The organism is Gammaproteobacteria bacterium, assembly GCA_019911805.1.
Classification (GTDB): Bacteria; Pseudomonadota; Gammaproteobacteria; order Thiohalobacterales; family Thiohalobacteraceae; genus JAHJQQ01.
Genome location: JAIOJV010000086.1, coordinates 1 through 26,734, shown reverse-complemented (window position 1 = coordinate 26,734; position 26,734 = coordinate 1). Strand labels below are relative to the sequence as shown.

Here is a 26,734-nt window from a genome sequence, read left to right as displayed (position 1 = left end):
CCCCCAAATCCCTCCCATTGTCTGAAAGCCGCTCAGGCGGCCGTGCTCAGTCGTTCGGCTTCGATATCCAAGCCGTTGGTCAGCTCATCCGCCAGGGCGCGAGCATGGGCCAGCAGCCGGGCCAGCATCGGGTCGGTGTTTGCGGCAAGCCGTTCTGCCGCTTCTATCACCGATGCCAAAGCTTCGGCGGTCAGTTGCAAGCCTTCCAGTTCCTGCTGCGTGTCGTGCATGTTGTTCCGCTTTATTCGACTGTTGACTGTGACTGTGACTGTGACCGTGTAACGTTACACGGCCGCTACGGCAACGCGCTCAGTCGCGCCGCCGCGCACGGTTGCGGTTTGTCCATCGGCTGGGTGCCTTGTGCGGCTTCTTCGGGACGCCGCCGCGCTGCGCCAGGGCCAGCTTGAGCAGATCGACAAGGCCGACGATACCGGCGCGGGCGTTTTCTCCTTCGTCGTCATGCGGCGCCCTCCAAGATGCCGGCATCACAGAAGCGGGCCAGGGCAGCGGCTTCTAGCTGGGCGCGAGTGTGGTGGGTATAGATGTCGCGGTGTCGTTGGAAGCCTTCGAGTTCGGGCAGCGGCTGTGTTGGGAAGGTGAGCGCTGCCGGCGCTACGGCGCTGTAGCATCGCGGGGTGCTCTCCACCGGCCGCAGGCTGTCCGTTACCTGCGCCGCGCCGATCAGCTCCAGGTAAGCCGCTTCGGCGGCCTCGCAGGCTGTGCGGTAGGCGCTCGCCAGTTTCGAGACTTCGGCGCGCGCCGCTTCCCATTTGGCTACTTCCATATCGACGCGAATCTTGGCGGTCCGGCGATTCAGGTTGTCGATTTCGGACTGGATCAGTTCGCGGGCTGCTGCTGCGCCTTCGGCAGTCGTCGCGAGTTCGGCGGCCTGCTGCTGCGCTGCGTTGAGTTCGGCTTCGGCCTTCGCGATGTCCGCCGCTTCACCCAGGAACACCCGCCCCAGCAGGCTGCGCCGCTTTGTGGCCGCTGCCTGGATTGCGGCCTGTGCCTGTTCGGCCTGCTGTGCCACCGGATCGGTGCTGCGAAGCTTCGCGGCGAGTTCGCCCCGCTGGCGTTCCAGCGTTGCAAGTTCTGCGGTCAGGGCTTTCATTGTTGCGTTCATCGGTCGTGCTCCTTCGTTGTTACGGTTGATCGGATTGAGATTGAATCAGGCTGTGCATGTTCTGCGCGTGGCGTCGGCGCACGCACGCCGGATAGCTGCCTGGATCGTCCAGTGGCAGCCAAGCCACGGCGTAGGTTGAACCGACCTCGCCAGGGTTACCGCTTGTGCAGGTGAGCAATCCTTTCTCGCATAGTTCGACAAGTGCGGCGCGCACACCATCGGTCGTTACGTCACGGTCAATCATTGCGCGCACCCCCATGGTAGATATCTAGAGAGGACCGCTGGGCGGTACCGAGAGGGGGCCGAAATGGTACCGGTGGGCGGTGCCGGGAGGGCTCGAATAGGACTCATGCCGGCGTGCTCCGGTACCGGTGGGCGGTACACGTGATTTATTTTTTGGCGGTGTCCAGGCGCGATAATCATGCGACGCGGTGCGCGTGCCGGTCGTGTAAGGCGTGTCATCCAGCGGCCGCCACGTGACCGCGTAACGTGCGGGGCGCGGCGGTTGATATGAGCCAGGATCGGTCTGAATGGCGAGCCCACGTTCACACAGCCGCGCCAAGCCGCTATAGAGCGTGTCCCGCGATTTGATCCCAAACTTGGCAGCAGCCGCTGCCGGAAGCGACAACGCGCCGTTGTTACTGCCGCTGAACTGCGCGGCCAGTGCTACCAACACCCAGCGTGTGGCGACGCTCAACATTGCGACAGCCGGGCTTGTAAGTACGCTGACGGGCAAGGCGGCGAACCGTTCGCCCGCGCCCTTGCCCGTTGCCCGCACGCGGCGGTTTCGACGCATCATTATTTCCCCCTCGCCAGCACGTAGAGTCCGACACGGTGCGCCATGCCGCAGTCGGTACGCTGCCAGACTCGAACCGTCTTGATCGCGTAACCCATACGCCGCAGTTCGAGCACGCGCGGGGCAGGGGACATGATGTCCAATTCACTACGGGCGGTGATTGTCGAAACGGGGGAGCGCCGCAGGGCTTTAAGGAGCCGCTGACGCTGTGCGGCAGTTGAGTTATGATGAAGGCGATTTCCCGTAGAGACCTTGGCCGCCTTCCGTTTGCTGACGGGGGCGGCTATTTTTTTGTGCTTAATCACGGCGTGCCCTCCCCACCCCGATGCGCTTCCATCCATGCGCGCACGTCGGCCACGCTCCATGCAGTCACGCGCTCGGAGAGCTTCACGGGTGCGGGAAACGTGCCGGCCTTCACCTTGCGCCAGAGTGTTGCAGACGAAAACGGGATGATGTGCGGGATCAACTGCCGCTGGCGGATGAACCCAGCGGCGGGGAGGTTGGGGGTTGTGTGTTCCGGCATTGCGTATCACCTCAAGTTGTTACAGGTGATGCCTAAACTATGCACAACGTCGCGTGCCCTCACCCTCAACAAATCGGGATTAAATGAGGGCGGACTTGCGCGGCGCTGCTGCGCTTCGTCGGCAGCGAGACCAGTTGCTGGCGCTGTACTAGCGTCGCGCTAGCACGGGACAGGGCGGCCCTGAGTGCCCTTTGCCCCTGGTGGGCTACCGCCGGCTTTCCGGTATCATCGCCGGGCCGGCTGCGGGCACGGGAAACCCCCTAGCAGCTCTCTTTTGTGTAGCTAGGTGTGTAGCTGGGCGGAGCTACACATTATCAAGATATTGATATAAAACAGGAATAATCGCTTGTGAAGATTGCCACCTGGAACGTGAATTCCCTGCGGGTGCGGCTGCCTCAGGTGCTGCAATGGCTGGCGGGCGAGCGACCTGATCTGCTTGCGCTGCAGGAGACCAAGCTCACCGACGACCTGTTTCCGGAAACGGATCTGCTCGCCGCCGGCTATCACGCGGTGTTCGCCGGGCAGAAGACCTACAACGGCGTGGCGATCCTGAGCCGTGAACCGCTCACCGACATCATTACCGACATCCCGGGACTGGACGATCCGCAGCGGCGCGTGCTCGCCGCCACCTGCGGCGATGTGCGCCTGATCGATCTCTACGTGCCCAATGGCGAATCGGTGGACTCCGAAAAATATCAGTACAAGCTCGACTGGCTGGACAAACTCGCCGCCTGGCTGAAGACGGAACTGCAGCGACATGACAAGCTGGTCGTGGTCGGTGACTTCAATATCGCGCCGGAGGATGCCGACGTCCACGATCCCGAAGCCTGGCGCGGACATGTGCTGTTCTCCGAACCCGAGCGCGCCGCCTTCCAGCGCCTGATCGATCTGGGGCTGTGTGACAGCTTCCGCCGCTTCGACCAGCCGGAAAAGAGCTTTACCTGGTGGGATTACCGCATGAATGCCTTCCGTCGCAACCTGGGGCTGCGCATCGACCACATCCTCGCGAGTCAGCCCCTGTGCGCCACCTGCACCGCCTGTCGCATCGACAAGGTGCCGCGCGGCTGGGAACGGCCCTCCGATCATGCCCCGGTGATCGCGGAATTCGCCGCATGAACTACCGTGACCTGCGCGACTTCATCCAGCAGCTCGAACAGCAGGGTGAACTGAAACGCATCCGCCAGGAGATCGATCCGTACCTGGAGATGACCGAGATCTGCGACCGCACCCTGCGCGCGGGCGGTCCGGCGTTGCTGTTCGAAAATCCGCGGGGCCACACAGTCCCGGTGCTCGGTAATCTGTTCGGCACACCACGGCGGGTCGCACTGGGTATGGGCGAGGACTCGGTCGACGCCCTGCGCGAGGTCGGCAAGCTGCTCGCCTTCCTGAAAGAGCCCGAGCCGCCCAAGGGTATGCGGGATGCCTGGGAGAAGCTGCCGGTGTTCCGCAAGGTGCTGGACATGGCACCGAAGCTCATCAAGGGCGCACCCTGCCAGGCGGTCGTTCTGGAAGGCGACGCCGTCGACCTGTCCAGGTTCCCGATCCAGACCTGTTGGCCCGAGGACGCAGGTCCCCTGATCACCTGGGCGTTGGTATGCACGCGCGGGCCGCACAAGGAACGACAGAACCTCGGCATCTACCGCCAGCAGGTCATCGGCCGCAACAAGGTGATCATGCGTTGGCTGGCGCACCGCGGCGGCGCGCTGGATTTCCGTGACTGGCAGCAGGCGCACCCGGGTGAGCCCTTCCCCGTGGCGGTGGCGCTCGGCGCCGATCCGGCAACCATCCTCAGCGCGGTGACGCCGGTGCCGGACTCGCTCTCCGAATATGCCTTCGCCGGCCTGTTGCGCGGCGCGAAGACCGAACTGACCAAGTGCATCACCCATGATCTGCAGGTGCCGGCCAGCGCCGAGATCGTGCTCGAAGGCTACATCCACCCCGGCGAGGAGGCCGATGAGGGTCCGTTCGGCGACCACACCGGCTATTACAATGAGGTCGACCGCTTCCCGGTCTTCACCATCGAGCGCATCACCCACCGCCGTGATCCGATCTATCACAGCACCTACACCGGCCGGCCGCCGGACGAACCGGCGATCCTCGGTGTCGCCTTGAACGAGGTGTTCGTACCGATCCTGCAGAAGCAGTTCCCGGAGATCGTGGATTTCTATCTGCCGCCGGAGGGCTGCTCCTACCGCGTCGCCTGCGTGAGCATGAAAAAACAGTATCCGGGCCACGCCAAGCGCGTGATGTTCGGGGTGTGGAGCTTTCTGCGCCAGTTCATGTACACCAAGTTCGTCATCGTCACCGACGACGACATCGACGTGCGCGACTGGCAGGACGTCATCTGGGCCATGACCACGCGCATGGACCCGGCGCGCGACACCACCATCGTCGAGAACACCCCGATCGACTATCTGGACTTCGCCTCACCGGTGTCGGGCCTGGGCGGCAAGATCGGCTTCGACGCGACCAACAAGTGGCGGGGTGAGACCGCGCGCGAGTGGGGGCGGCCGATCCGCATGACGGACGCGGTCAGGCAGCGCATCGACGTGCTCTGGAAGGACTTGGGGATCGATCCGGAACAGGGTGCGTAAACCCGCAGGCCCGTCTGCAGAACAGCACATCGCGTCCGCTCACCGGGTACCCGTTCGATCCGGGCGACAGAGACTCAGATACGCGCGTCGTCCGGAAAGCAGTCGATGCAGCTGGACGCTTCAGACATCAGATTCCTCCTCCAGACAGGCGGCCAGCCCCGCCTCCAATGTCGGATAGCGTGGCTCCACGCCCAGTTCCTCGCGCATGCGCCGGTTGTCGAGGCGCTTGGATTCTGCCATGAAGGCGCGCATGCCGGGGCTCAGCGCCGCGATATCCTCGCGCCCGACTACCGGCGGACGCGGCAGGCCGGTGACGTCGGCAATGCGGTTGAAGTAGTCGGTCATGTTGGAGGGCTGGCCATCGCTGACATTGTAGGCGGCACCCGGCACCCCCCGCGCCATGGCAGCGCGGCAGGTGGTAATCAGATCGTCGACATGGATACGGTTGGTGTAGGGCGAGTCCGCCTCGCGCAGCAGCGGCAGGCCTTGGCGCAGACGCTCCAGCGGCAGCTTGCCCGGGCCGTAGATGCCGGGCACGCGCAGGATCACCACCGGCACGCCGGTCGCGACACCCCACGACTGCAGCGCGGTCTCGGCGTCGGCGCGCCGGCGGGCACGTGGCGTGGTCGGTCGCAGCGGGTGGGTCTCGTCGACCCAGGCGCCGGCGCAGTCGCCATAGACGCCGCTGGTGCTGAGGTAGACGATGCGCTGCGGCGTGGCCCCGGCGAGCGCCCCCAGCACCCGGCGCAGGCGCGGGTCCGCCACACCCTCCGGGGGGGGCGGGGCGAAATAATGGACCTCGGCGCCCGCTGGCAGCGCGGGCAGCGGCACAGGCGTGTCCAGATCGGCGACGAGGGGCGTGATATCCAGTGCCTGCAGCCGTTCGGCGGACTCCGCCGTGCGCACCAGACCGCTCACCACCCGGCCTGCGGCCCGCAGCCGGGCCGCCAGACGCCGGCCGACATAGCCGCAGCCCACGATTAGCACAGGCGCCATCGGTTTATCTCCCCCCGCAAATGAGTGACAATTGTCAGTCCCGTCCAGCCAGCATCGTTTCCAGCAGATGTCCTTCAAGGTTCAGATCCGGCCCAGCGGCCACAGTTTCGAGGCCGGGGCCGGCGAGTCCGTGCTGGCCGCCGCCCTGCGCCAGGGCGTGGTACTGCCCTACGGGTGCCGTGCCGGTGCCTGCGGTACCTGCAAGGCTGCCCTGCTGAGTGGGCGCGTGCACTACCCCGACGGCCTGCCGAGCGGACTCGATGATACCGTTGCCGGCGAGATCCTGGTCTGCCAGGCGGTGCCCGCGACCGATCTGGTACTGGAGGCCCGCGAGATCCAGCTGCCCGGTGACCTCGAGATCAAGAATCTGCCGGCCAAGGTCGCGGACCTGAGCCCGCTCACCCACGACATCATGCGGTTACGCCTGAAACTGCCCCCCAGCGAGCGACTGCAGTTCCTGGCCGGGCAGTATCTGGAGATCCTGCTCAAGGACGGTCGCCGGCGCGGCTTCTCCATCGCCAATGCCCCGCACGATGACGCCTTCATCGAACTGCACATCCGGCTGGTACCGGGCGGACACTTCACCCACTACGTCTTCACCGAGATGCGGCCCAAGGCTATGTTGCGCATCGAGGGTCCGTTGGGCACGTATTATCTGCGCGAGGACTCCGCGCGGCCGGTGATCCTGGTCGGTGGCGGCACCGGCTTCGCACCGCTCAAAGGCATGCTCGAGCATGCCTTCCACCGTGGCATCGATCGGCCGCTGCACCTGTTCTGGGGCGTACGCGGCCGCCGCGATCTGTATTTGCAGGAACGCATCGCCGAATGGTGTGCGCGCTATCCGAACTTCCACTACACGCCGGTGCTGTCAGAACCTGCACCGGAGGATCGCTGGGGCGGTGAGACCGGCCTGGTCAGCGAGGCAGTGGCGCGCCACTACCCCGAGCTGCGCGGTCATGAGTTGTACATGAGCGGCCCGCCGGCGATGATCGACGCGGCGCGCGTGCGCTTTCTCGCCCTTGGGTTACCGGCCGCGCAGATGTTCTCCGACGCCTTCGAATTCGCCGCCGACATTCGCAGTGCCGCCACCGGCTCAGCCTGAGGTCGGCAGCTCACCCATGACCGGCAGATGCCCGTCGGCGCCGTCCGCCTCGGCCTCCGGCGCCGGCAGCTGCGCGCTCGCGCCGGTCGCCAGCGCCACGCCCTTGCGGTAACAATCGGTGGCGAGCGCACCGTCCTGCAGGCGTTCAGCCAGGCTGCCGAGCAACTGATAGCTCTCGACCGTCGGTGCCGTGCCCACGCTCGCCTCGAGGTAGCCGCGCGCCTTGCCCCACAGGCCGGCACGCAGCGCCAGGCGCCCCAGCGCCAGCAACAGCACCGGGTTGCGCTCATGGCTGCGCAGCCAGTCCTCGGCGTGGCCCAGCTGAGCGGCCACGTCGGCCCCGTCCAGGCGCCCGTACAGATCCACCAGCCGATCGTCCCATTCCCGCTTCAGGGCACCGCGCAGTTGCGTCTCGGCGGCAGCGTCCTCGCCGAGGCCATGCAGATGGGTGGCGTAGGTCAGCACCAGGCCGGTATCGTGTATCAGCCGCCGCGGCACGCGCTTCCAGGCATCCCGCAGGTGCTCCAGATCATGGTCGCGCGCCGCTCGCGCCAGCAACTCACTGTGCAGACGGATCTCCAACCGGTCGGCCTCGTCCACACTCAGTACCGCGCGCCGGCGCAGCTCCGGCAGGAGGTCGCGCAGGTGTTCCCAGTCCTGCAGGCGCTCGTACAGCCGCATCAGCATCTTCAGCACGTAGCCGTGGCGCGGCGCGATGGTGCGCAGGTGGGTCAGTGTCGCCAGCGCCTGCTCCATCTGGCGATGGGCGATCTGCAGTTCGGCCTGGGTCAGGCCGACGGCGATGTCGGCCGCCGGCACGCCGCGGTGCGCCAGGCGCAGATAATGATCACGCCGCTCGTGCGCGCCCTGCTGCTGGGCGGCGCGGGCCGCGGCCAGATAGTTCATCAGGGGATTGTCGCTGTCCTCGACATGCTTGAGCAGGCGCTTCTCGGCACCGCTCCAATTACCCTCGGACAGCTCGATCAGACCACGGTTGTGGGCATTGCGCGCGCGCAGCGCCTTACGCCGCCGGTCCCACTGCTGCAGCCGCTGCGGCGCGCGCCGCAGACCGGCGAAGAAGCGCAACACCAGGTACAACGCCGCGAAACCGAGCAGCAGCGCGAAGACCAGCAGCGACAGGGTGGTTTCCAGTGACCACGCGCCCAGCGAAATGAGCACGTAGCCCGGTTCCTCGACCAGCACCAGCCCCAGCAGCACCGCGGCCACCAGGGCGACGATGACGGCAATCAGAAATTTCATGGTGCTGTCCCGGCATCGGCATCGGACCCCGGCCCGGCATCGGTCCCGGTATCCGAACTGGTATCCGATCCGGCATCCGGAGCGGCATCGGGCCCGGATTCGGCCGCCGGGCGCCCGCGGCCGCCGGCCAGCTCGGCCAGCCGTATCTGCTGGCGCAGCTGACGCAGTGAGGCGCTGATGTCAGGCAGGGCGGGGCGTACGTCGATCTCGGCCAGCTGCGCGAGCCGGCCCAGCACGGCCGTGACCCGCGGATCGTCGCCCGCGAAATACGTGTCCAGCCAGGCGCGCGCCGTGCGCAGGCTGGCCTGATAGGGTTCGGGGGCCGCCTGCAGCGCCGCCAGGCGCGCACTCTCCAGCTGCAGCCGCAGATTCTGCTGCAGGAAATACTGCTGCTCGGGTGCCAGCAGCGCTGCAACCGGCGTGGCATCGCGGCGCACCACCACCAGACGCTTGAGTTCCCGCCAGACCAGCGCCGGCAGCCGCCGCCAGTCGTTCGCCGTCGGTGCCGCACCGCCAGGCTCGGTTTCCACCTCGGCGCCGTGGCTCGGCCGGGTGTCCTTGAGCGGCAGGGTGGCGACCCGGGTCGCCAGGCTGTCCAGGGCCAGGGCGATGCCGGGGATATCCGGCTGGGCGACCGCGTTCAGCGCCGCAATCTCGCGAGCGAGCTGTTCGCGCACGGGATTGAGACCGGGGTCGGCGAGTTCCTGCAGGCGCTGGTCGGCGCTGCTCAATGCCGCCACGGCGGTGCCCACGTCGCGCTGCAGCTGCAGACGCTGGTTGGCCACCCGCAGCAGATACTGGACCTCCGCCAGCACCCAGCCCGACTGCCCGCGGCCGAGCTGGGCACGCAGCGTGCCCAGCGACCCCTCCAGCGCCACTTGCGCCGCGGCCAGCGTGCGTTGCTCGCCTTCGAGCGTGTGGCGGGCACGTTCACTGGCCGCGAGCTCGTCATCGAGACGCCCGGTGAAGGTTGCCAGGCGCTGATCGAAGGCCTGTGTGCGGTCGTCGACCCGGCCGAGCACCTCGCGCTGTACGGCATCGAGCCGATGCACCTCGTGCCCGATGAAATAACCCCCCACACCGATACCGGCCGAGCTCAGCAGGGCAAGAACGGCAAGTGGCAACGCATAGTCGCGACGGGACGTGGTGGTGGCCGCGGGCGGCGCCGATGGGTCTGTCGACGCCGGCGGCGGGGTGGGCGTCACACCAGTATCCGGCGCGGACGGTGGGTGATTCTGCTGTTCTTCGCTCATGCTTCGATCCGGCTCATGATTCAAGGTGAAAGACCCGTATTTGCCACGAAATCACACGGAAAAACACGGATCTGGTGATACGCACCACCCGGATACCTGCAGCACCTCCGAGGGGGTGAACCACCACCGCAGTGTGTCCGGTGTTGCGGCACCTTCCATGTGTTCTGTGGCAAATATAGCTTTCAGGTTCCATGCGCGTCGCGCGCGGGGCCGGCCGCCAGGTGCCGCGTCACGGCCGCCAGCATCGCGGCATCGGTCGCATCAGCGGCCACCACGATCGTTCCGCCGGCGCCCAGGCTGCGCGCCAGCTCGGCGGTGCGCGCATGCGCGACGACCAGCGTGGCGGTGCGCAGCAACGGCTCCCCGAGTGTACCAATGATCGCCTGCAGCTGGCGCAGAGTTTCGCCGCTGGCGAGCAGGACAGCGTCGATCCCACGGCGCCACTCTGCAAGCAGTGCGGTGGGATCGGCCGCGGACTGCGCGCGCCGGTACACCTCCAGATAGTCGACCCGCGCCCCGCGCGCCAGCAGCGCCGCGCGCAGGTGTTCGCGGCCACCGTCGCCGCGCAGGATCAGTACGCGCCGTCCCGCCATCTGCTGCAAGGCCGGCAGCGCCAGCAGCGCCTCGCTGGTGAACTCGTGGGGTGGATGGATGGCCTCCAGCCCCTGCGCCGTCAGCGCCCGCGCCGTGGCGCTGCCGACGGCGGCGACCGCCACCTGCGGCGGCCAGGGCCGCGGCGTCAGTGCCGCCAGGGTATGGCTCACCGCGTTGGTGCTGACGAAGATCGCCAGGTCGTAGTCGCCGAGCCGGGCCAGGGCGGCCTGCACGCCGGCGGGATCGCTCGCCGGCAGGATGTCCAGCACCGGAAAGCGCACGGCGCGGCCGCCGGCGACTTCGATCATCCGGCACAGCTCACCCGCCTGGTGGACGGGACGCGTCACCAGGATGCTGCGCCCGGCGAGCGGCCCGCGCTCAGTGTTCGCCGTAGAGTTCACGCAGGATGACGTCCGCACCGCGGCCGAGCAGATCGTCGCCCAGCACCTCGCCCAGCTCCTCGGCGTCCTCGGGCCGGCCGCTGATGACACCGCGGACCAGCTCGCTGCCGTCGGGCCGGCCGACCAGGCCGCGCAGCACGATCACACCCTGATCGAGCTCTGCATAGCCCGCGATCGGTACCTGACAGCCGCCCTGCAGGCGTTGATTGAGCGCCCGCTCGGCACGCAGCCGGTCACGGGTGTGGGCATGCCCCAGCGGCCGGATATAGTCGTGGATGGCGCTGTCACCGACGCGGCATTCGATGCCGATGGCGCCCTGGCCGATGGCCGGCAGGAGCACCTCGGGGCCGAGCTCTTCGCGAATGCGGCTCTGGAAGCCCAGTCGCTTCAGACCCGCGCAGGCCAGGATGATGGCATCGAAGTCGCCGCGGTCGAGCTTCTCCAGGCGGGTGTTGACGTTGCCGCGCAGATCGCCGAGGACCAGGTCCGGGCGGATCGCCCGCAGCTGGCACTGGCGCCGCAGACTGGAAGTGCCCACCCGTGCCCGCTGCGGCAGCGCCGCCAGTGCGGTGTACTCATTGGACACGAAGGCATCCCGCGGGTCCTCGCGCTCCAGGATCACGGCCAGCTCCAGCCCCTCCGGCAGGTCCACGGGGACGTCCTTCATGGAATGCACGGCGATGTCCGCCCGGCCATCGAGCATGGCCTGCTCCAGCTCCTTGACGAACAGCCCCTTGCCACCGACCTTGGCCAGCGGGCTGTCGAGGATCTGATCGCCGCGCGTGGTCATGGTGACCAGTTCGACCTGCAGACCAGGGTGGTGGAGTTGCAGCCCCTGGCGGACATGTTCGGCCTGCCACACGGCCAGGGCGCTCTTTCGGGTGGCGATACGCAAAACGGGTTGGGGCATGATGGGCTGCGCTGTGATTTGACAGTGGGAGCGGTCCGGCCACACAGTGGCGCCCGATGTACCGCTGAACGGCATCGCCCGACGTGGACCACGGCGATGCCCAGACGGGGAGGATAGCGAGTGCGTGAAGTCCGTTGCAAGCTCAAGTATCTCAAGGTCTTGGTCTGTGCGCTGGCGTGGCTGATACAGCCCACCCTGAGCGCGGCGGCCGTGCCCGAGGTGATCGAGATCCATGATCTGGAGGCCGACGCCCGAACCGCGGGGGCCCGCTCACTGCCGATCCTGCTGGCGTTCACCTCATCGACCTGCGGCTATTGCGGACAGCTCGAGGAGTGGTTCCTCAAGCCCATGCTCATCAGCGGCGACTACGACGATAAGGTACTGATTCGGAAAGTCAGGATAGACAACGCCGGGGTGCTGGTCGACTTCGATGGTGGCCGTATCGATGGTGGCCGGCTGGCCAGCCGCTACCAGGTCACGGTAGTCCCGACGGTGCTCTTCCTCGACCCGCAGGGCCGCGAACTCACCGACCGCATGGTCGGCATCAATACCCTCGAGTTCTACGGCGGCTATCTCGACCAGAATATCGACACTGCGCTGAGCCGGGTGCGCGGCGAGGTGCCCTGAGGGACATTCAAGACCGCCCGTGTCTTCCGTCGTCGGTTTTCGACTTTGGGGTCTACCCGCTCCCCCCGTCACGCCGTCAGCCGGGCACGCACATCCGCCTGGTGGCGGCGGCTGACCTCGAGGCGCTCGTCGATGCCGGCCAGGGCGACGCCGCACTGGCCCTCGGCGGCCCTCTCCAGGCCGGTGATGAAGTCCACCGCGACCAGGGCGTTACGGTGGATGCGCAGGAAACGCGACCCAAATTCGTCCTCCAGCGTCTTCAGCGATTCCTCGATCAGGTACTCGCCCGTGCCGGTGCGCACGGCTACATACTTGTTGTCGGCGCGGAAATAGCGGATGTCGGCGACCGGGATCAGCTGCAGATTGCCGCGCACGCGCACGCAGATGTGATTGCGTGCGCCGCCGCTGTCGGTATCCAGCTGCGCGGCCTGGGCCCGGGTCAGGCGCCGCGCGTTACCGAGCGCACCGGCCAGGCGCTCGCTGCGGATAGGCTTGAGCAGATAATCGACAGCGCAGGCCTCGAAGGCCTCGAGGGCGTGATCGCCAAAGGCGGTGGTGAAGATCACTGCCGGCGGGGCGGGCAGGCCGGCGAGGTGGCGCGCGGCCTCCAGCCCGTCCATGCCGGGCATGCGGATGTCCATGAGCACCACATCCGGCGTCAGGCGGTCGCACAACTCCAGGGCGGCGCGGCCATCACCGGCCTCCCCGCACAGCTCGCAGCCGGGCAGGTCCGCGAGCAGACGCCGCAGGCGCTCGCGGGCCAGGGGCTCGTCGTCGACCAGCAGCACCCTCACGCCACGACCTCGTCCGCCGCGGGCAGGGGAAACAGCACCCGCACCCGGTAAAGGCCCTCGCGCTGATCGATCTCCAGGCGTGCCGCGGGGCCGTAGGCGAGCTGCAGCCGCTCGCGGATGTTGTCGAGCGCCATACGGTTGCCACCGCCGCTGCGCCGGCGCGTCGTTGGCGGCGGCAGCGGGTTGCGCACCTCCAGACGCAGCACGCCCCGATTGTAGGTGCCGAGGACGTGCACCCGCCCGCCCGCGGCGGCCGGCTCGATACCGTGATACACGGCGTTTTCCACCAGCGGCTGCAGGATCAGGGCCGGGACGTGCGCCTGCAAGGGCAGATTCTTGAGCGTCCAATCGACGCGCAGGCGACCGCCCAGACGCTGCGACTCGATGCGCAGATAGCTGCGGGTGAAATCCAGCTCCTGCTGCAGGCTCACCCGCTCGCGCAGGTCACGCATGGTGACCCGGAACAACTCCGCCAGATCCTGCACGACCTCTTCGGCGAGCACGGGGTTACTCACGGTGAGTGCGGCGATGGTGTTCAGACTGTTGAAGAGGAAATGCGGGTGGATGCGCGCCTGCAGCGCCTGGATGCGCGCCTGGGCCTCCGCCTCGACCTGTTGCGCCCATTGGTGGCGGACATAGAAGTAGCGCAGCACCATGCCGCTCAGCACGGCACTGATGGCGAGATTGCGCAGCACGAAGTCCGAACCGTCCGTACCTCCTTCCAACGGGCCGGTGAAGCGCACCGCCGCCAGGCTCAGCACCACCGTCACCAGCAGCAACGACAGATAGCTGATCAGCGCGGCAGCCAGGGCACTGAGCTGAGCCAGCCAGGGCCGCAGTACGCACAGCGCCGCGGCGCTCGCCAGCGCGACCCACTGCACGAACAACGACACCCGCCCCAACTCGCCCCACTTGTCACCCTGCCAGGGAGAGGCCAGCACCAGGATGAAGGACAGCAGCTGCGCCACCACGACCACCGCGAACACCACGCGGATGCCGCAGAAATTGGGCAGGAAGAAGGTCTCACCCAGCGTCGGTGCCAACGCCGGTGCCAGCGTCGCGCGGATGCCCGCTCCCGCCATGTGGTTCGGCCTCGACACCGCCTGATGCGCCCTTGCGCCCTTGCCGGATCCGGTCATGATTTGGTTATACTCGGCTGCCTTACCCTGTTGTCCATATGGAACCGACCATGCCCAGCGACAAACCTGCCGGCACCCCTACGGGCGGTACGCCCACAGGGACCACCCCCACAGGTACTACCCTTTGGGGCGGCCGCTTCAGTGAATCCACCGATGCCTTCGTCCAGGCCTTCACCGCCTCGGTGGGCTTCGACCGGCGCCTCTACGCCTACGACATTGCCGGCTCCATCGCCCACGCGCGCATGCTGGCCAAGGTGGGCGTGCTGCGCGCGGACGAGTGCACCGCCATTGTCGACGGCCTGACGGCGATCCGCGGCGAGATCGAGCACGGCGAATTCGAGTGGTCAGTCGCCCTGGAGGACGTGCACATGAACATCGAGGCGCGTCTGACCGAACGTATCGGCCCGGTCGGCAAGAAACTGCACACCGGGCGCTCGCGCAACGATCAGGTCGCGACCGATCTGCGCCTGTACCTACGCGCTGAGATCGACCTGATCGCCGCCGAACTGCGCCGCCTGCAGGCCGGCCTGCTGGACCTGGCCGAGCGCGAGGCCGACAGCATCATGCCCGGCTTCACTCACCTGCAGGTCGCCATGCCGGTGACCTTCGGCCATCACCTGCTGGCCTGGTTCGAGAACCTGGACCGCGACCACGAGCGGCTGCGCGACCTGCGCCGGCGGGTGAACGTCATGCCGCTGGGCGCCGCGGCACTGGCCGGCACCACCTATCCCATCGACCGCGCCTACACCGCGGAACTGCTGGGCTTCGACCGGCCGGCCGAAAATTCGCTGGACGCGGTCAGCGACCGCGACTTCGCCATCGAATTCTGTGCCTTCGCCGCGATCCTGATGATGCATCTGTCGCGGTTTTCCGAGGAGTTGATCCTGTGGACCTCGGCACAGTTCGGCTTCGTCGACCTGCCCGACCGCTTCTGCACCGGCTCGAGCATCATGCCGCAGAAGAAGAATCCCGACGTGCCCGAGCTGGTGCGCGGCAAGACCGGCCGCGTCAACGGTCACCTCATCGCTCTGCTGACGCTGATGAAGGGCCAGCCGCTGGCCTACAACAAGGACAACCAGGAGGACAAGGAGCCGCTGTTCGACGCCGTCGACACGGTCAAGGGCAGCCTGCGCGTGTTCGCCGACATGATGCCCGCCGTGCAGCCACAGCGTGCGCGCATGCGCGCAGCCGCGCTGGCCGGCTTTTCCACCGCCACCGATCTGGCCGATTATCTGGTGCGCAAGGGTGCCGCCTTCCGTGACGCCCACGAGATCGTCGGCAAGGCGGTCAAGCGCGGCATCGAGCTCGGGCGCGACCTGTCCAAACTCCCGCTCGAGGAACTGCAGCGGTTCTCACCCGCCATCACCGCCGACGTGTTCGCGGCGCTGACGCTGGAAGGCTCGGTGGCGGCACGCGACCACCTCGGCGGTACCGCACCGACCCGGGTGCGCGCAGCGGTGGCCCAGGGCCGGGTGCGGCTGCAGACCTAGGGGCCGGTCGGGGCTGGGCACGGGCATGCCGGCGAAGGACCCATACGCCACGACTTCCGTGCGTTGTCGTGAGCACGGTTTCGCACGCTAGCGGGCCGCGGCGCGACCCTTCTCACCGCTGCCCGGCGGTCCCAGCCTGATCTGGGTGATGGCCCGCGCCGGTCGGCCCACGAAGTAGCCTTGCACGTAGTCCACGCCCAGGCGGCGCAGCAGATCCATGCAGTCCGAGGTCTCGACGAATTCGGCGATGGTGCGTATCCCCATGCCGCGGGCAACGTCCACCAGCGCCTTGACGAACAGCTGATCGTCGCGGCTGCGGGTGATGTCGCGGATGAAGCTGCCGTCGATCTTGAGCGTATCGACGCGCAGATTCTTCAGGTAGGAAAATGATGAGAACCCGACACCAAAATCGTCCAGGGAGATGTGGCAACCAAGCTGGCGGATGCGCACGATGAATTCAGCGGCCTTGGCCATGTGCGCACAGGCGGCCGTCTCGGTCACCTCGAAGGTGACGCGCCGCGGATCGACACCGGTCTCCCGCAGCTCACCTTCTATCAGGCTCAGCACCTCGTCGTCACCGACGGACATACCCGAAAGATTGATGGAGATACCCACGGAGCCGAATTCCGGCGACAGGGCGGCCAGGTAGCGCAAGGCCTTGGCCACGATCACGCGGTCGACCTGGCCGATGAGCCCGAACTGCTCGGCGGTCGGGATGAAGTTGCCCGGCATGAGACTGCCGCCGTCACGGTCGCGCATGCGTACCAGCGTCTCGAAATGATGCACCGTGCCGTCGATGAGTGCGGCGATCGGCTGGAAAACCAGCTCGAACAGATCATTCTCCAGCGCCTCGACGATGCGGGTCTTCCACGCCAGCTGTGTACCCATGCGCTCGCGCGCCATGTCGCCCTCGACATAAAACTTGGCGCGATTACGACCGGCATCCTTGGCGGCGTACATGGCCGTGTCGGCCTTGGCCAGCAGCTCAACCGCGTCGCCACCCGCTTCCGGGAAGGTCACCACGCCGATACTGGCCGACACCCGCAGTGCACGGCCCTGGTGCAGCGGCCGGTGTTCGATGATCGCATCCAGCACGTCTCGTGCCTTGGCCTGTGCCTGCGGCACATCCATGCCTGGAAAGGCCATGGCGAACTCGTCACCGCTGAGGCGCGCCAGCAGATCCTCGTTGCGGCATAGACGGCCGAGGACTCCGGCAATCTGCACGATCAGCTCGTCGCCGACGGAATGACCGGCGGTGTCGTTGATCAGCTTCAGATGATCCAGGTCGATCAGCATCAGGATGCCCGAACGGTTGCGCGACTGCGCATGGCGGATCTCGTGGGCAAGGTCGATCAGGAAGCGGCGGCGGTTGGCCAGACCGGTCAGCTGATCCTGATTGGAAAGCACCGTGAGGCGCACCTCGTCCTGCTTGGACTTGGACACGTCGCGGGTGGTGCCGCGGTAACCGTGGAGAACCCCGTCGCTCAGCACCGGCATGCCGTTGAGACGCAGATACCGCCGTGTGCCATCGGCCAGGGTGACGCTGCACTCGATCTCCTTGAAGGGGTAGCGGTGGTGATCCTCGGTCGGCAGCAGGCGCCCCATGATCTCGGTGAGATCATCGCGCGGGAACATCTGTGCAAAGGTATTGCCGATGAAGCTCTCCGACGTTATGCCCAACGTCTCCACCACGCCCGTCGACACATAGATCAGACGGCCATCGTGGTCAGTCTCCCACAACCAGTCGGAAGAACTCTCGGCGAAGTCGTGGAAACGCTGGCGATTGCGCTCCAACTCCGTCTGTGAGGTGCTCAGATCGGCCAGCATGTAATTGAATGAGTTGGCCAGCTGCCCCAGTTCGTCACGGCGCCGGACCCGCACCTGGTAGGTGAGATCACCGGCTGCGATGTGGCGGGTGGCCTCGGCCAGGGCCATGATCGGACGGGTCAGCGTGGCACGGCTGACACTGATGCCGATCAGCGCCGCAATCAGGAGAATGAGCCCGGCGATGACGACGCCGCGCTTGCCCAGTTCCCGGTAGGGTGCCCAGTAGTTGTCAGCGGAATGCGCCAGCAGCACATGCGCTACGGTCGTCCGGCCGTCGCCGGCCAGCACCGGATAGACATGCCCGATGTAGCTGGCACCGCCGGCATCGAAGCGCAACGGTGCGCGGTGCCCATCGACGTAGCTCAGCTGCGCCAGGATCTCGGCAGTCACCGGCAAGGTCGTGCCCAGCACCAGGTTGCCGGAGTACAGCGCGACGTCCGCACGCACCAGCAGCTTCAACCCATCAACCGCGGTCTGCTGGATCTCCTCGCCCGCGACCAGCACACCGATGGCGCCGCCGAGCGGGCTCTCGATGGGGATCGCGGTCAGGCGCAGGAAGGTATCGAACACCAGGGCGTTGCCGAAGGCGACGTCCGCACCGTCGCCGATCTCGCGGACCAGCTGTTGCAGAGGCTCGGAGGCCAGCACCTGCGGCGAGGTGAAATGCGGCTTGCGGCCCTCGGCCGAGGCCGCGCCGGGACCGCGACCCAGGAACACCGCGAGCAGGTCGATGCCCGGGCGCGGATAGAGGTCTTCCAGCATGCTGCGCAGGGTCGCAGCATCGCCGGTCAGCGCGGCCGCCAGCAGAGCCGGCTCCCGGCTGACGCCGCGGGTGGCCATCACCAGCCGGTCGAAGGCGTGCTTCTGCGCCTCGACGAACACCCGCTGCGCACGCGTCAGATCGCGATCGACCTCGGCCTCGACATGGTCGCGGATCAGCAGGTAGCCGGACAGGCTGACGCCGGCGAGCACCAGGACCACCAGCATGACGACGAACAGCGTGTTCTTCTGGCTGATGTTCATGGCGTCAGGTCCCGGGCTGGCTCGGATACAACTGTTCGACGCTTGGCAGAGGCTGCAGCGCGCCGGCCCCGGGTGCGAAACCCTTGACCGCGATGTGGACCTCCAGCGGCGGTGGGGCGGTGAGCGCTTGGACCTCCAGGTAGCGGGTCTCCGCACCCGGAGCCGCAATCCGAAGCCGCCATTTTCCCGACGGTAGTCCACTGAATTCAAACAGCTCGCCAGGGTGCACCATCCGTATCAGCGGCGTGTCCACCACATCCACCCGCGCATAGCTGTGGGTGTGGATGCGGCAAAACCAATGCCAATCGGCCGCCTCGTCCATGCTCAGGCTCGCCTCCCGGCCCACGGTGGCCGGCCCCAGCCGCACCTCCAGGGACGACTTGCCCTGGCGAGGGTGGGGTGTATGGGAAAAGAGTTCGTGGTAGAGACCATCGTCGCTGTGGAAGCGCAACCGGTCGCCGCGGTGGAGCACGAGGTAGGGCGGCCAGAGCGTATTCCCCTGCAGCATCACGTCGTGCCGTGCCGGCGGCTGTAACGGCAGACGTTGGCCTTCCAGCGGAAAGAGCGCGACACTGACGGGAAATCGCAGTGGCTCGGCCTGGCTGCCGAACGCGGTGGCCTGCTGCAGGGTCACTACGCCGCGGACCTCCGCCGACATCGATGGGCCCGCCGCCAGACTCAGACCGAGGCCGAGAAGGGCGATTATGCTATGTTGACCTGCGGGCATCGATTCGCTGTGCTGCCGGGTCCATCCCCCATCGCGCCGGCCGCCCGGCGAGACGGGGCGGCGGACGTCGCGGCATGTCGGCTCGCAACCTCTTCCAGAGACAGTGGAGCGAAGTAAAAGCAATGATCGTGCCGACCCATGGTGACAGCCTGGAGGGTCTCCGCCAGCGCCTCGCAGATTTCGCGGCACGCCGCGACTGGGATCAGTTCCATTCGCCCAAGAACCTGTCCATGGCCCTGATCGCGGAGGCCGCCGAGCTGGTCGAGCATTTCCAGTGGCTGACCCAGGCGGCAAGCCGCGAACTCCCCGAGGATAAGCTCACCGAGGTGCGGCTGGAGTTGGCCGACATCCTGATCTATCTGGTACGCATCGCCGACAAGCTCGGCATCGACTTGCTCGCCGCGGCCAACGACAAGATCGAGTTGAACGAGCGGCGCTACCCCGCCGAGCGCGTACGCGGTGATGCCAGACGGGCCCGCGAATATTCCCTCGATGACCCCGAAGAGACGTCGGATTCCTGACGCCCCCCACAGTGGAAAATTCCACTAAATCAACTATTCCCGCATTTCTCGGGGCCTCAAGCCGCGCCCCCCGCAGTCGCTATAGGACGGGACGCTAGCCCCACTCCCATTCGCACCTGGAGCATCCATGAAGGAATATCTCGTCCTGGAGCAGGCCGTTGCTCTGATCGACGGCTGCCCCGACCCCATCCTGTTGTTCGATGCCGCCGACCGTATCGTGGCACTCAACCCGGCCGCACGCACCCTGCTCGCGAGCCAGGCGTTGCGACTGCTCACCCACAGGGCCGGGGAGCTGCCCGCCGGTCCGTTGCGTGACCTGGTGACCGGGAGTGACGCGCTCACGTTCCGGGACGACAACCAGCAGACGCACCATTTCGCACCCATCGATCTGCCGCTGCCGTCCGGCGCGGCGGCGGTCCGTGCCCGGCTGCTGCGCGACATCTCCGACCGCGAGCGGCTGCGGACCGTGCTGGACGCCCAGGCCCTGCACGACCACACGACCGGCATCCTCAACCCGCGTGGGCTCATGGTCGCGCTGGAACCTCAGGTGTCACGCAGCCGCCGTTACAACAGCCCGCTGGCCCTGCTCATGATGGATGCTTACGGAGAGCCGGCCGAGCCCGCCTTCCTGGTGCAGGTGAGCAAGGTACTCCGGGATGAACTGCGCTGGGCGGACATCATCGGCATCAGTAACAGCCACGAGTTCATCATCGCCCTGCCCGAGACCCGCCAGACCGACGCCCTCCGGCTCACCGAAAAGCTCAGTGCGCGCCTGAGCCATGAATTCGAGGGTAAGGACTCGACCTGGGCGGCCTACGGTGTCGTCGAATTACAGAAGACGGACGACGCCGCCACGCTGCTGCGCCGGGCGCACACGGCACTCGAGCAGGCGCGCAGCACGCGCGGCGGCACGGCCGTCGCGCTGTAGGCGGGCCATGCCCACACCCCCCGGAACGAGGCCGGCCGATGCGCACGGAATAACGCCGCTCGACGACCAGGCCCTGAACATCGACGGCATGGAGCTGCGCACCATCAAGCGCCGCTTCATGGCAATCAACAACGATCGCCTCAAGCGCGTCTACCAGAGTCTGCGTGATCGCCAGAAGATTTTCTTCGAGTTGCTGCCGCTGCTGTTCCACATCAACCACCCCGTGCTGCCCGGTTACCTGTCCAGCAAGACGCCTGCGGGGGTCGCCGAGTACACGCCCGGCAATCGCTGCATCGAGGCCGCACGGCGCCTGTTCAAGAGTTTCACCTATCAGCGCCGTGCCCAGCGGCGTTTCGACATCCAGGCGATCTACCTGATGGGATCGAGCGGCACCATCGCGTACTCCGACACCAGCGACTTCGATATCTGGGTGTGCATCCGCCCCGATATGTCAGACGAGGAGCGTCAGGCGCTCGCCCACAAGGCCGAATGCATCGTCTCCTGGGCGGGCTCGCTGGGCCTGGAGGCACATTTCTTCATCATGAACGACGCGGCCTTCCGGCGTGGCGAGATGGAGACGCTGTCACAGCAAAGCAGTGGCAGCGCGCAGCATCACCTGTTACTCGACGAGTTCTATCGCACCGGCCTGCTGGTCGCCGGTCGCTATCCGGTCTGGTGGCTGGTACCGCCGCAGTACGAGCCGGTATATGCCCAGTACGTACACGACCTGAAGCACAAGCGCTTCATCGGCCCGCAGGAGACGGTCGATTTCGGCTGCGTCGCGCACATGCCGGCCGGCGAGTTCTTCGGGGCCGCGCTGTGGCAGCTCTACAAGGCGGTATCGTCACCCTATAAATCGGTGTTGAAGATTCTGCTGATGGAGGCCTATGCGGACGAGTACCCGGCCACCGAACTCCTGAGCCTGCGCTACAAATCCGCCGTGTGGCGGGGTGACACCCAGCTGGATGAACTCGACCCGTATGTGCAGATGAGCGCACGCGTCGAGGAGTATCTGCTGCGGCGCCGCGAGACCGAACGCCTCGAACTGGCACGTCGCTGCCTCTATTTCAAGGTCAACGAACCCATGAGTCGTCCCGATCGGCGCGGCAACGCCACCTGGCGCCGTGAGGTCATGCGCGAGCTGGTGACGGCCTGGGGCTGGTCGGGGGCACAGCTGCTGATGCTCGATTCCCGCCGCACCTGGAAGATCCATCGTGTTTTGGAGGAACGCCAGGCGCTGGTCGAGGTGCTCACCCAGAGCTATCGCGCCCTATCGGATTTCGCCCGCCGGCGCGGCGCTGGTATCGCCATCGATCCGGCCGACCTGCACCTGCTCGGCCGCCGCCTGTATGCCGCCTTCGAGCGCAAGGCCGGTAAGGTCGAGATCATCAACCCCGGCATCTCCGACGATCTCACGGAAGAGCGGCTGTCGCTGCACCGGGTGCGCGACAGCGAGTCCGGGTGGACCCTGTTCCGTGGCGATGTGCGCAGCGACGACACCCAGGGGCAACGGCCGTTGAAGCGCGGACACAGCCTCATCGAGGTGCTCGCCTGGTGTCACTTCAACCGCCTGTTACACCCCTTCGCCAGCATGATCAGCCTGCACCCCGATGACTGCGACATCAGCACCTGGGAGCTGCGCTCGGTGACCGATTGTCTCCAACAGCTCTATCCGAACGGCACGCTGGCCGAAGCGGAGATGGACGAGCTGGCACGCCCGGCACGGGTGCGGCAGGCGGCCCTGTTCATCAACCTCGGTATCGACCCGATGGCGACCCTCACCCGTGAGGGCATGCAACTGGTCAGCAGCCGCACCGACGCACTGAGCTACGGTGGCCGCTGGGAAAACCTGGCGCTGACCTTCGAACAGATCGCGGTGACGTCCTGGCGGGAGGTACTCACCGTCCGCTATGCCGGCGAGACAGCATTGCTGGACTGCCTGTGCGACTACCTGGCCTGGGCGCCACTGGCGGCGGGTCACAAACCTGTACCCATGGCCTGCTTCAGTTTTTCGTCGACGCGCGGTGCGCCTATCGCCCACCGGGTCGAGGAGGTGTTCCGCAACATCATCGACTGGTTTCACGACGGTGCGGACGGCCGCCACGGCCGCTACATCCTTCAGGTCGGCCACGACTATTTCGTGTTACAGCCGGAAAACGACGTACCCCGCTATCAGCAGTTCGGCAATCTGACGGCGTTGCTCAACCATCTGGGGGCACCGCAGGAACAGTTCAGCACCATTCGACTGGACGGGCAGACCCTGACCGAGACTCCGCTGCCGCAAATCTTTGCGGCCAATCGCCCCGGCCGCGTGCAGCTCTTCTATCAGGTGCACGGCGAGCAGGCAACAGTCTATGTGATCGACGAAAAAGGCTCGCTATTCCATCAACAGGTCGCCTTCCATGACAACCTCACACTGCTGACCCAGTTCCAGCGTTTTCTGGAGAAGGTGCGACATCGCCGTGGCTTTCTCGATCAGAATACCGGTGGTAACGGGGAGGGCGATGACATCGAGTATTACCAGATCGTGCAGCGTGCGGGTGAAACGCCGCGGCTGGAAGGCCAGGACATCAACCACTTCCGCCAGTCACGCAATTACTTCGGGGTACAGGTCATCGGCGATCTGCTGGATGAGAACCGCACGGTATTCACCATGTACTGCAACGATCAGGAGTTCTCCACCCTGGAGCATGGCGACCGGCTGTTCGAGGTGGTGGCGGGCTATGTCCTCAGTCAGCGTGCGAGCGGGCAGCTGTACCCCATCTATATCACCGATATCGATCTGGCCCGTGGCCTGCTCGGCGCCGACAACGGCCAGGCATTGCAGATGGTGCATTTCCTCAATTACAAGAAACGCATCGAGGCGCGACTGAACCAGGCATTGGCCGGTCTGTAAAGAAGATCCTGCGGGCCCGTACGGGCCCCATCCCGATGCGTCTATTTTTTGCGGCGTACCCGCTCCAGAATGGCGCGCAGATCCTGCTCCCAGCGGAGGAACAGCGCGGTCAGCTCAGGATCGCCATAGGCCTCGCTCAGATAGGTCGGGTTGGCCGTGGCCAGCAGTGTCTCCTCCGCCTCGGCGAAGATGGCGATCTGCAGCGGCAGATGGGGGATCAATTCTGGATACCGGGCGCTGAGGGAGCGGATCTCCTCCGGCTTGCCGAAGAACACCACCCGGTACTTATCGGTCTCGTAGCCGAATTCCGTCAGGCCGATGTCGACGCGCTGGACCCGCGACAGCGTGTAGCCCTGCGCGCTGATCGCTTCCTGCAGCAGCAGCATGGTCTCCGCGAAGGCCTCGGAAGAGCGCACCATCAGCATGTCGTCGGCCACGGCGGCGGCCGCCACGACCCACAGCAGCAGCCCCGCCAGCAGGCACCGCGCGCGCATCATAGCGTCGCCTCCTCGAGGATATCGGTGTAGAGCCGGGACATCTCATCACAGGCCCGGTCGAGCTCGGCGTTGTTGAACAGATGGCCGAGTCGTTTCGGATTGACGCTCATGACCAGGACCTTGCCGCCCTGCTCCACCACGGTGACGCGGCAGGGCAGAAACAGACCGATCCGTGGGTCCAGCGCCAGGGCATCATAGAGAAACTGGAAGTTGCAGAAGTACACCATCACCTGCCGGGTGTTGATCTCATCCTCCGGAAAGAGTCCGTCCTCGAGATACTGGTCGCGGATCAGGCGGAAATTCTTGCCCACCGCGGCGCGCTTCACCGCCTCGACCGTCTCCTCCAGCCCATAGGGCGACTCCATCATCAGCATGGCCGGCTCCGGTTCGGCCGGTGCCGGTGTCGCGGTCGCTTCGAGACTGCGCACATAGCTGACGAGATCGTCGATGTCCTGTTCTGAGAGGCCCTGTTCGATGAAGGACACCATGGGTGTGCCGGCACGCCCGTGCATGAGCGTCGCCTTGATCATCGCGTCGGTGGCCGCCTGCAGGAAACCGGTGTTGTTCAGCGCGGGTGCGATGATCGGCAGGTCACGTGGCCGCGAAAAGGTCACGCCGGTGCCGTGGCCGCCCTGGCCGTGGTCGCCATGGCAGACGGCGCAGTGCTGCGCGAACAGCGCGGCGCCATGTGTCGGATCGCCGGCGACGGGTGCGGTGGAGAAGCGTGCCGGCGTCGCGCCGTGCTGCCAGCCGCGCACGTGCCGGACGATGGCGGCGATCTCGGTATCGCTCAGGCGGTTGAACGCGGGCATGACGCGGCCCGGCCGCCCCAGGCGGATAGTATGCTCCAGATAGGCATCATCGACGCTGGCCAGAAAGGCCGGCAAGGCGAGCGGAATACCCACGCCGCCATGGCCGGACTCACCGTGACAGGCGGCGCAGTTGCGGGCGTACAGGAGGGCACCGTTGGGTTCGGCCGGCGCGGCGCCGGCCGTGCCCGCAAGCAGACACAGCGCGATCAGCAGCAGGCGTCGCATCACGTGTTTCATGGCGCAGTCGTCATGACCGTTGGAAGTGCGCCCAGTATGGGAACCGGCACGCGAAATGTCGTTGATGTATATCAAAAAACAGCCAGCACATCCGCTCCCTTCAGCGCCCTGGGAGTCGCCCGTCGAGCCATGCACGGATATCGGTAAGCTCCTCCGCGCACAGTGTGTGCGGCATGCGATAGGCGTGGAACGCCACGCGGCAGCCCAGCGCGACGAGGTGGTCGCGGCTGGCCGCGCCCAGGGCAAAGGGCACCACCGGATCGTCGTGGCCGTGCGCCATGAAGATGGGGATACCGCGGCCGGCCCCGGTCAGATCGGTGGCGAGCGCGCCCGGTAGCGGCACATACGTCGACAGCGCCAGGATACCAGCGAGCGGCAACGCGCCGGTCAAGCCGGCCTGCAGGGCCACGGCACCGCCCTGTGAGAAGCCGGCCAGGACGATGCGCTCGGGCGGCACGCCGCGCGCGACCTCGGTGGCGATGAGTTCGCCGACGGCCGCGCTGGAGGCGCGGATACCGGCCGCGTCGGTGTCCGCGGCGATGTCCGTGCCGCGGATGTCATACCAGGCGCGCATCACATGGCCGGCATTGATCGTGACCGGCCGGTGGGGCGCGTGGGGCAGCACGAAGCGCACGCCGCGCTCGAGCTGCCCCAGCTCGGGCACCAGGGGCTCGAAGTCGTGGCCGTCCGCGCCCAGCCCGTGCAGCCAGATGACGCTGGCCGTGGCCGCGGTCGGCGGTTCGATGATCAGGGATTCCAATAGTTCATGGGGCATGCCGGGCATCCTACCGGAGTACCCGGACCCGCGGCCAGCCGGCACCCACGGCTTTGCCACGGGCCGCGCTTTGCGCTACTGTCGCGCGCAACCCGCAGCCCGACGATGCGCTTCCATGTCCCGCCTCCGACCGACCCTGCTGCTCCTGCTTGGCCTGCTCGCGGCCGCCGTGCTCGCGAGCGCCGGCTGCGGCCAGAAGGGTGATCTGTATCTGCCCGACCACAGCGAGGACCGGCAGGCGGACTGAACGGCCGCTGCAACGCGCCATACACTCGGCGCACCACCCTGCCCCGGCGACCCCGATGGATGATTTCGACTACCGTGACGGCCAACTGTTTGCTGAAGATGTCCCGCTCGAGGACCTCGCAGCGCGCTTCGGCACCCCGACCTATGTCTATTCACGCGCGACGCTGGAGCGCCACTGGCACGCCTTCGACGACGCGCTGGCCGGGCGCCCGCACCTCATCTGCTACGCTGTCAAGGCCAACTCCAATCTGGCCGTCCTGAATCTGTTCGCGCGTCTGGGCTCGGGCTTCGACATCGTCTCGGGCGGCGAACTGGAGCGCGTGCTCAAGGCCGGTGGCGACCCGGGGAAGATCGTGTTCTCCGGCGTCGGCAAGGGTACCGTGGAGATGCGGCGGGCGCTCGAGGTCGGCATCCGCTGCTTCAATGTCGAGTCCGAGCCCGAACTGGAGCGGCTGAACGCGGTGGCCGGCGAACTCGGGGTGCGCGCACCGGTGTCACTGCGCGTGAACCCCGACGTCGACGCCGGCACCCACCCCTACATCTCCACGGGCCTGAAGGAGAACAAGTTCGGCATCGACATCACCCACGCCGAGGCGGTCTATGTGCGCGCCGTCGGCTTGCCGCACCTCGACGTAATCGGCGT

Annotated in this window: 26 protein-coding genes and 1 pseudogene; 10 read left to right on the top strand and 17 right to left on the bottom strand. The window is 66.6% G+C overall.

Features of this window, described 5'->3' with window-relative positions:
- Nucleotides 1–32: 32 nt before the first annotated feature.
- The 5 genes from K8I04_11085 to K8I04_11065 all read right to left on the bottom strand — a co-directional run bounded on the left by K8I04_11085 (nt 33) and on the right by K8I04_11065 (nt 2,442).
- Nucleotides 33–230 carry a hypothetical protein gene (locus K8I04_11085; protein MBZ0072252.1) on the bottom strand — a complete coding sequence of 66 codons (198 nt, stop codon included), beginning with the start codon at nt 228–230 and terminating at the stop codon, nt 33–35.
- A gap of 227 nt (nt 231–457) precedes the next feature.
- The gene (locus tag K8I04_11080) at nt 458–1,123 is read right to left on the bottom strand and encodes a hypothetical protein (GenBank protein MBZ0072251.1); all 666 of its coding nucleotides are present in this window, start codon (nt 1,121–1,123) and stop codon (nt 458–460) included.
- Between the two features lie 19 nt (nt 1,124–1,142).
- A complete protein-coding gene (locus tag K8I04_11075) occupies nt 1,143–1,367 on the bottom strand; it encodes a hypothetical protein (protein ID MBZ0072250.1) in 225 nt (74 codons plus the stop codon).
- A gap of 554 nt (nt 1,368–1,921) precedes the next feature.
- Complete coding sequence (locus K8I04_11070) at nt 1,922–2,260, bottom strand: helix-turn-helix domain-containing protein (GenBank protein MBZ0072249.1); 339 nt, start codon at nt 2,258–2,260, stop codon at nt 1,922–1,924.
- Entirely contained in the window at nt 2,221–2,442 is a 222-nt protein-coding gene (locus K8I04_11065) for an AlpA family phage regulatory protein (GenBank protein ID MBZ0072248.1), read from the bottom strand. Before K8I04_11065 ends, K8I04_11070 begins: the two co-directional genes overlap by 40 nt.
- Before the next feature lie 348 nt (nt 2,443–2,790).
- Here K8I04_11065 and xth point away from each other — a divergent pair, with 348 nt between their 5' ends.
- Nucleotides 2,791–3,558, top strand: a complete 768-nt coding sequence (xth, locus tag K8I04_11060) for an exodeoxyribonuclease III (GenBank protein MBZ0072247.1) — start codon at nt 2,791–2,793, stop codon at nt 3,556–3,558.
- Nucleotides 3,555–5,036 carry a 4-hydroxy-3-polyprenylbenzoate decarboxylase gene (gene ubiD / locus K8I04_11055; GenBank protein MBZ0072246.1) on the top strand — a complete coding sequence of 494 codons (1,482 nt, stop codon included), beginning with the start codon at nt 3,555–3,557 and terminating at the stop codon, nt 5,034–5,036. Before xth ends, ubiD begins: the two co-directional genes overlap by 4 nt.
- Nucleotides 5,037–5,156: 120 nt before the next feature.
- On the opposite strand, the gene K8I04_11050 is transcribed toward ubiD, so the two are convergent.
- Nucleotides 5,157–6,032 carry an SDR family oxidoreductase gene (locus K8I04_11050; protein ID MBZ0072245.1) on the bottom strand — a complete coding sequence of 292 codons (876 nt, stop codon included), beginning with the start codon at nt 6,030–6,032 and terminating at the stop codon, nt 5,157–5,159.
- A 67-nt stretch (nt 6,033–6,099) separates the two neighbouring features.
- Here K8I04_11050 and K8I04_11045 point away from each other — a divergent pair, with 67 nt between their 5' ends.
- Complete coding sequence (locus K8I04_11045) at nt 6,100–7,134, top strand: CDP-6-deoxy-delta-3,4-glucoseen reductase (GenBank protein MBZ0072244.1); 1,035 nt, start codon at nt 6,100–6,102, stop codon at nt 7,132–7,134.
- On the opposite strand, the gene K8I04_11040 is transcribed toward K8I04_11045, so the two are convergent.
- From K8I04_11040 to hemC, 4 genes are all read right to left on the bottom strand, one after another.
- Nucleotides 7,126–8,394 (bottom strand): heme biosynthesis protein HemY, encoded by a 1,269-nt coding sequence (locus K8I04_11040; GenBank protein ID MBZ0072243.1) that lies wholly within the window; start codon nt 8,392–8,394, stop codon nt 7,126–7,128. The genes K8I04_11045 and K8I04_11040 overlap by 9 nt on opposite strands.
- A complete protein-coding gene (locus tag K8I04_11035) occupies nt 8,391–9,647 on the bottom strand; it encodes a uroporphyrinogen-III C-methyltransferase (GenBank protein ID MBZ0072242.1) in 1,257 nt (418 codons plus the stop codon). The genes K8I04_11040 and K8I04_11035 overlap by 4 nt, the downstream gene beginning before the upstream one ends.
- 182 nt (nt 9,648–9,829) lie before the next feature.
- Nucleotides 9,830–10,642: a uroporphyrinogen-III synthase gene (locus K8I04_11030; protein MBZ0072241.1), complete on the bottom strand. Its 813-nt coding sequence runs from the start codon at nt 10,640–10,642 to the stop codon at nt 9,830–9,832.
- A complete protein-coding gene (hemC, locus tag K8I04_11025; GenBank protein ID MBZ0072240.1) occupies nt 10,620–11,552 on the bottom strand; it encodes a hydroxymethylbilane synthase in 933 nt (310 codons plus the stop codon). The genes K8I04_11030 and hemC overlap by 23 nt, the downstream gene beginning before the upstream one ends.
- Nucleotides 11,553–11,672: 120 nt before the next feature.
- Between hemC and K8I04_11020 the strand changes: the two genes are divergently transcribed.
- Nucleotides 11,673–12,179, top strand: coding sequence for a thioredoxin family protein (locus tag K8I04_11020; GenBank protein ID MBZ0072239.1), 507 nt, complete (start codon nt 11,673–11,675; stop codon nt 12,177–12,179).
- 68 nt (nt 12,180–12,247) lie between these two features.
- Here the strand turns inward: K8I04_11020 and K8I04_11015 are convergent, their stop codons facing one another.
- On the bottom strand, nt 12,248–12,973 hold the full coding sequence (locus K8I04_11015) for a LytTR family DNA-binding domain-containing protein (protein MBZ0072238.1): 726 nt from the start codon (nt 12,971–12,973) through the stop codon (nt 12,248–12,250).
- Nucleotides 12,970–14,104 (bottom strand): annotated as a pseudogene (locus K8I04_11010) (histidine kinase). The gene K8I04_11015 and the pseudogene K8I04_11010 overlap by 4 nt, the downstream one beginning before the upstream one ends.
- 58 nt (nt 14,105–14,162) lie before the next feature.
- Here K8I04_11010 and argH point away from each other — a divergent pair.
- The gene (gene argH, locus K8I04_11005) at nt 14,163–15,602 is read left to right on the top strand and encodes an argininosuccinate lyase (GenBank protein ID MBZ0072237.1); all 1,440 of its coding nucleotides are present in this window, start codon (nt 14,163–14,165) and stop codon (nt 15,600–15,602) included.
- An 87-nt stretch (nt 15,603–15,689) separates the two neighbouring features.
- On the opposite strand, the gene K8I04_11000 is transcribed toward argH, so the two are convergent.
- Entirely contained in the window at nt 15,690–18,452 is a 2,763-nt protein-coding gene (locus tag K8I04_11000; GenBank protein MBZ0072236.1) for an EAL domain-containing protein, read from the bottom strand.
- Nucleotides 18,453–18,456: 4 nt separating this feature from the next.
- Entirely contained in the window at nt 18,457–19,179 is a 723-nt protein-coding gene (locus K8I04_10995) for a hypothetical protein (protein MBZ0072235.1), read from the bottom strand.
- Nucleotides 19,180–19,301: 122 nt separating this feature from the next.
- On the opposite strand from K8I04_10995, the gene K8I04_10990 reads away from it, so the two are divergent.
- From K8I04_10990 to K8I04_10980, 3 genes are all read left to right on the top strand, one after another.
- Entirely contained in the window at nt 19,302–19,700 is a 399-nt protein-coding gene (locus K8I04_10990; protein MBZ0072234.1) for a nucleotide pyrophosphohydrolase, read from the top strand.
- Nucleotides 19,701–19,827: 127 nt separating this feature from the next.
- Nucleotides 19,828–20,628 (top strand): sensor domain-containing diguanylate cyclase, encoded by an 801-nt coding sequence (locus tag K8I04_10985; protein ID MBZ0072233.1) that lies wholly within the window; start codon nt 19,828–19,830, stop codon nt 20,626–20,628.
- Between the two features lie 7 nt (nt 20,629–20,635).
- The gene (locus K8I04_10980; GenBank protein ID MBZ0072232.1) at nt 20,636–23,524 is read left to right on the top strand and encodes a class I adenylate cyclase; all 2,889 of its coding nucleotides are present in this window, start codon (nt 20,636–20,638) and stop codon (nt 23,522–23,524) included.
- 41 nt (nt 23,525–23,565) lie between these two features.
- On the opposite strand, the gene K8I04_10975 is transcribed toward K8I04_10980, so the two are convergent.
- The 3 genes from K8I04_10975 to K8I04_10965 all read right to left on the bottom strand — a co-directional run bounded on the left by K8I04_10975 (nt 23,566) and on the right by K8I04_10965 (nt 25,845).
- Nucleotides 23,566–24,021 carry a DUF302 domain-containing protein gene (locus tag K8I04_10975; protein MBZ0072231.1) on the bottom strand — a complete coding sequence of 152 codons (456 nt, stop codon included), beginning with the start codon at nt 24,019–24,021 and terminating at the stop codon, nt 23,566–23,568.
- A complete protein-coding gene (locus tag K8I04_10970; protein MBZ0072230.1) occupies nt 24,018–25,058 on the bottom strand; it encodes a c-type cytochrome in 1,041 nt (346 codons plus the stop codon). Before K8I04_10970 ends, K8I04_10975 begins: the two co-directional genes overlap by 4 nt.
- A 112-nt stretch (nt 25,059–25,170) precedes the next feature.
- Nucleotides 25,171–25,845 carry a carboxylesterase gene (locus K8I04_10965; GenBank protein MBZ0072229.1) on the bottom strand — a complete coding sequence of 225 codons (675 nt, stop codon included), beginning with the start codon at nt 25,843–25,845 and terminating at the stop codon, nt 25,171–25,173.
- Between the two features lie 115 nt (nt 25,846–25,960).
- Here K8I04_10965 and K8I04_10960 point away from each other — a divergent pair, with 115 nt between their 5' ends.
- Complete coding sequence (locus K8I04_10960; GenBank protein ID MBZ0072228.1) at nt 25,961–26,092, top strand: lipoprotein; 132 nt, start codon at nt 25,961–25,963, stop codon at nt 26,090–26,092.
- A gap of 55 nt (nt 26,093–26,147) precedes the next feature.
- On the top strand, nt 26,148–26,734 hold a 587-nt coding region (locus K8I04_10955), incomplete at its 3' end, for a diaminopimelate decarboxylase (protein ID MBZ0072227.1).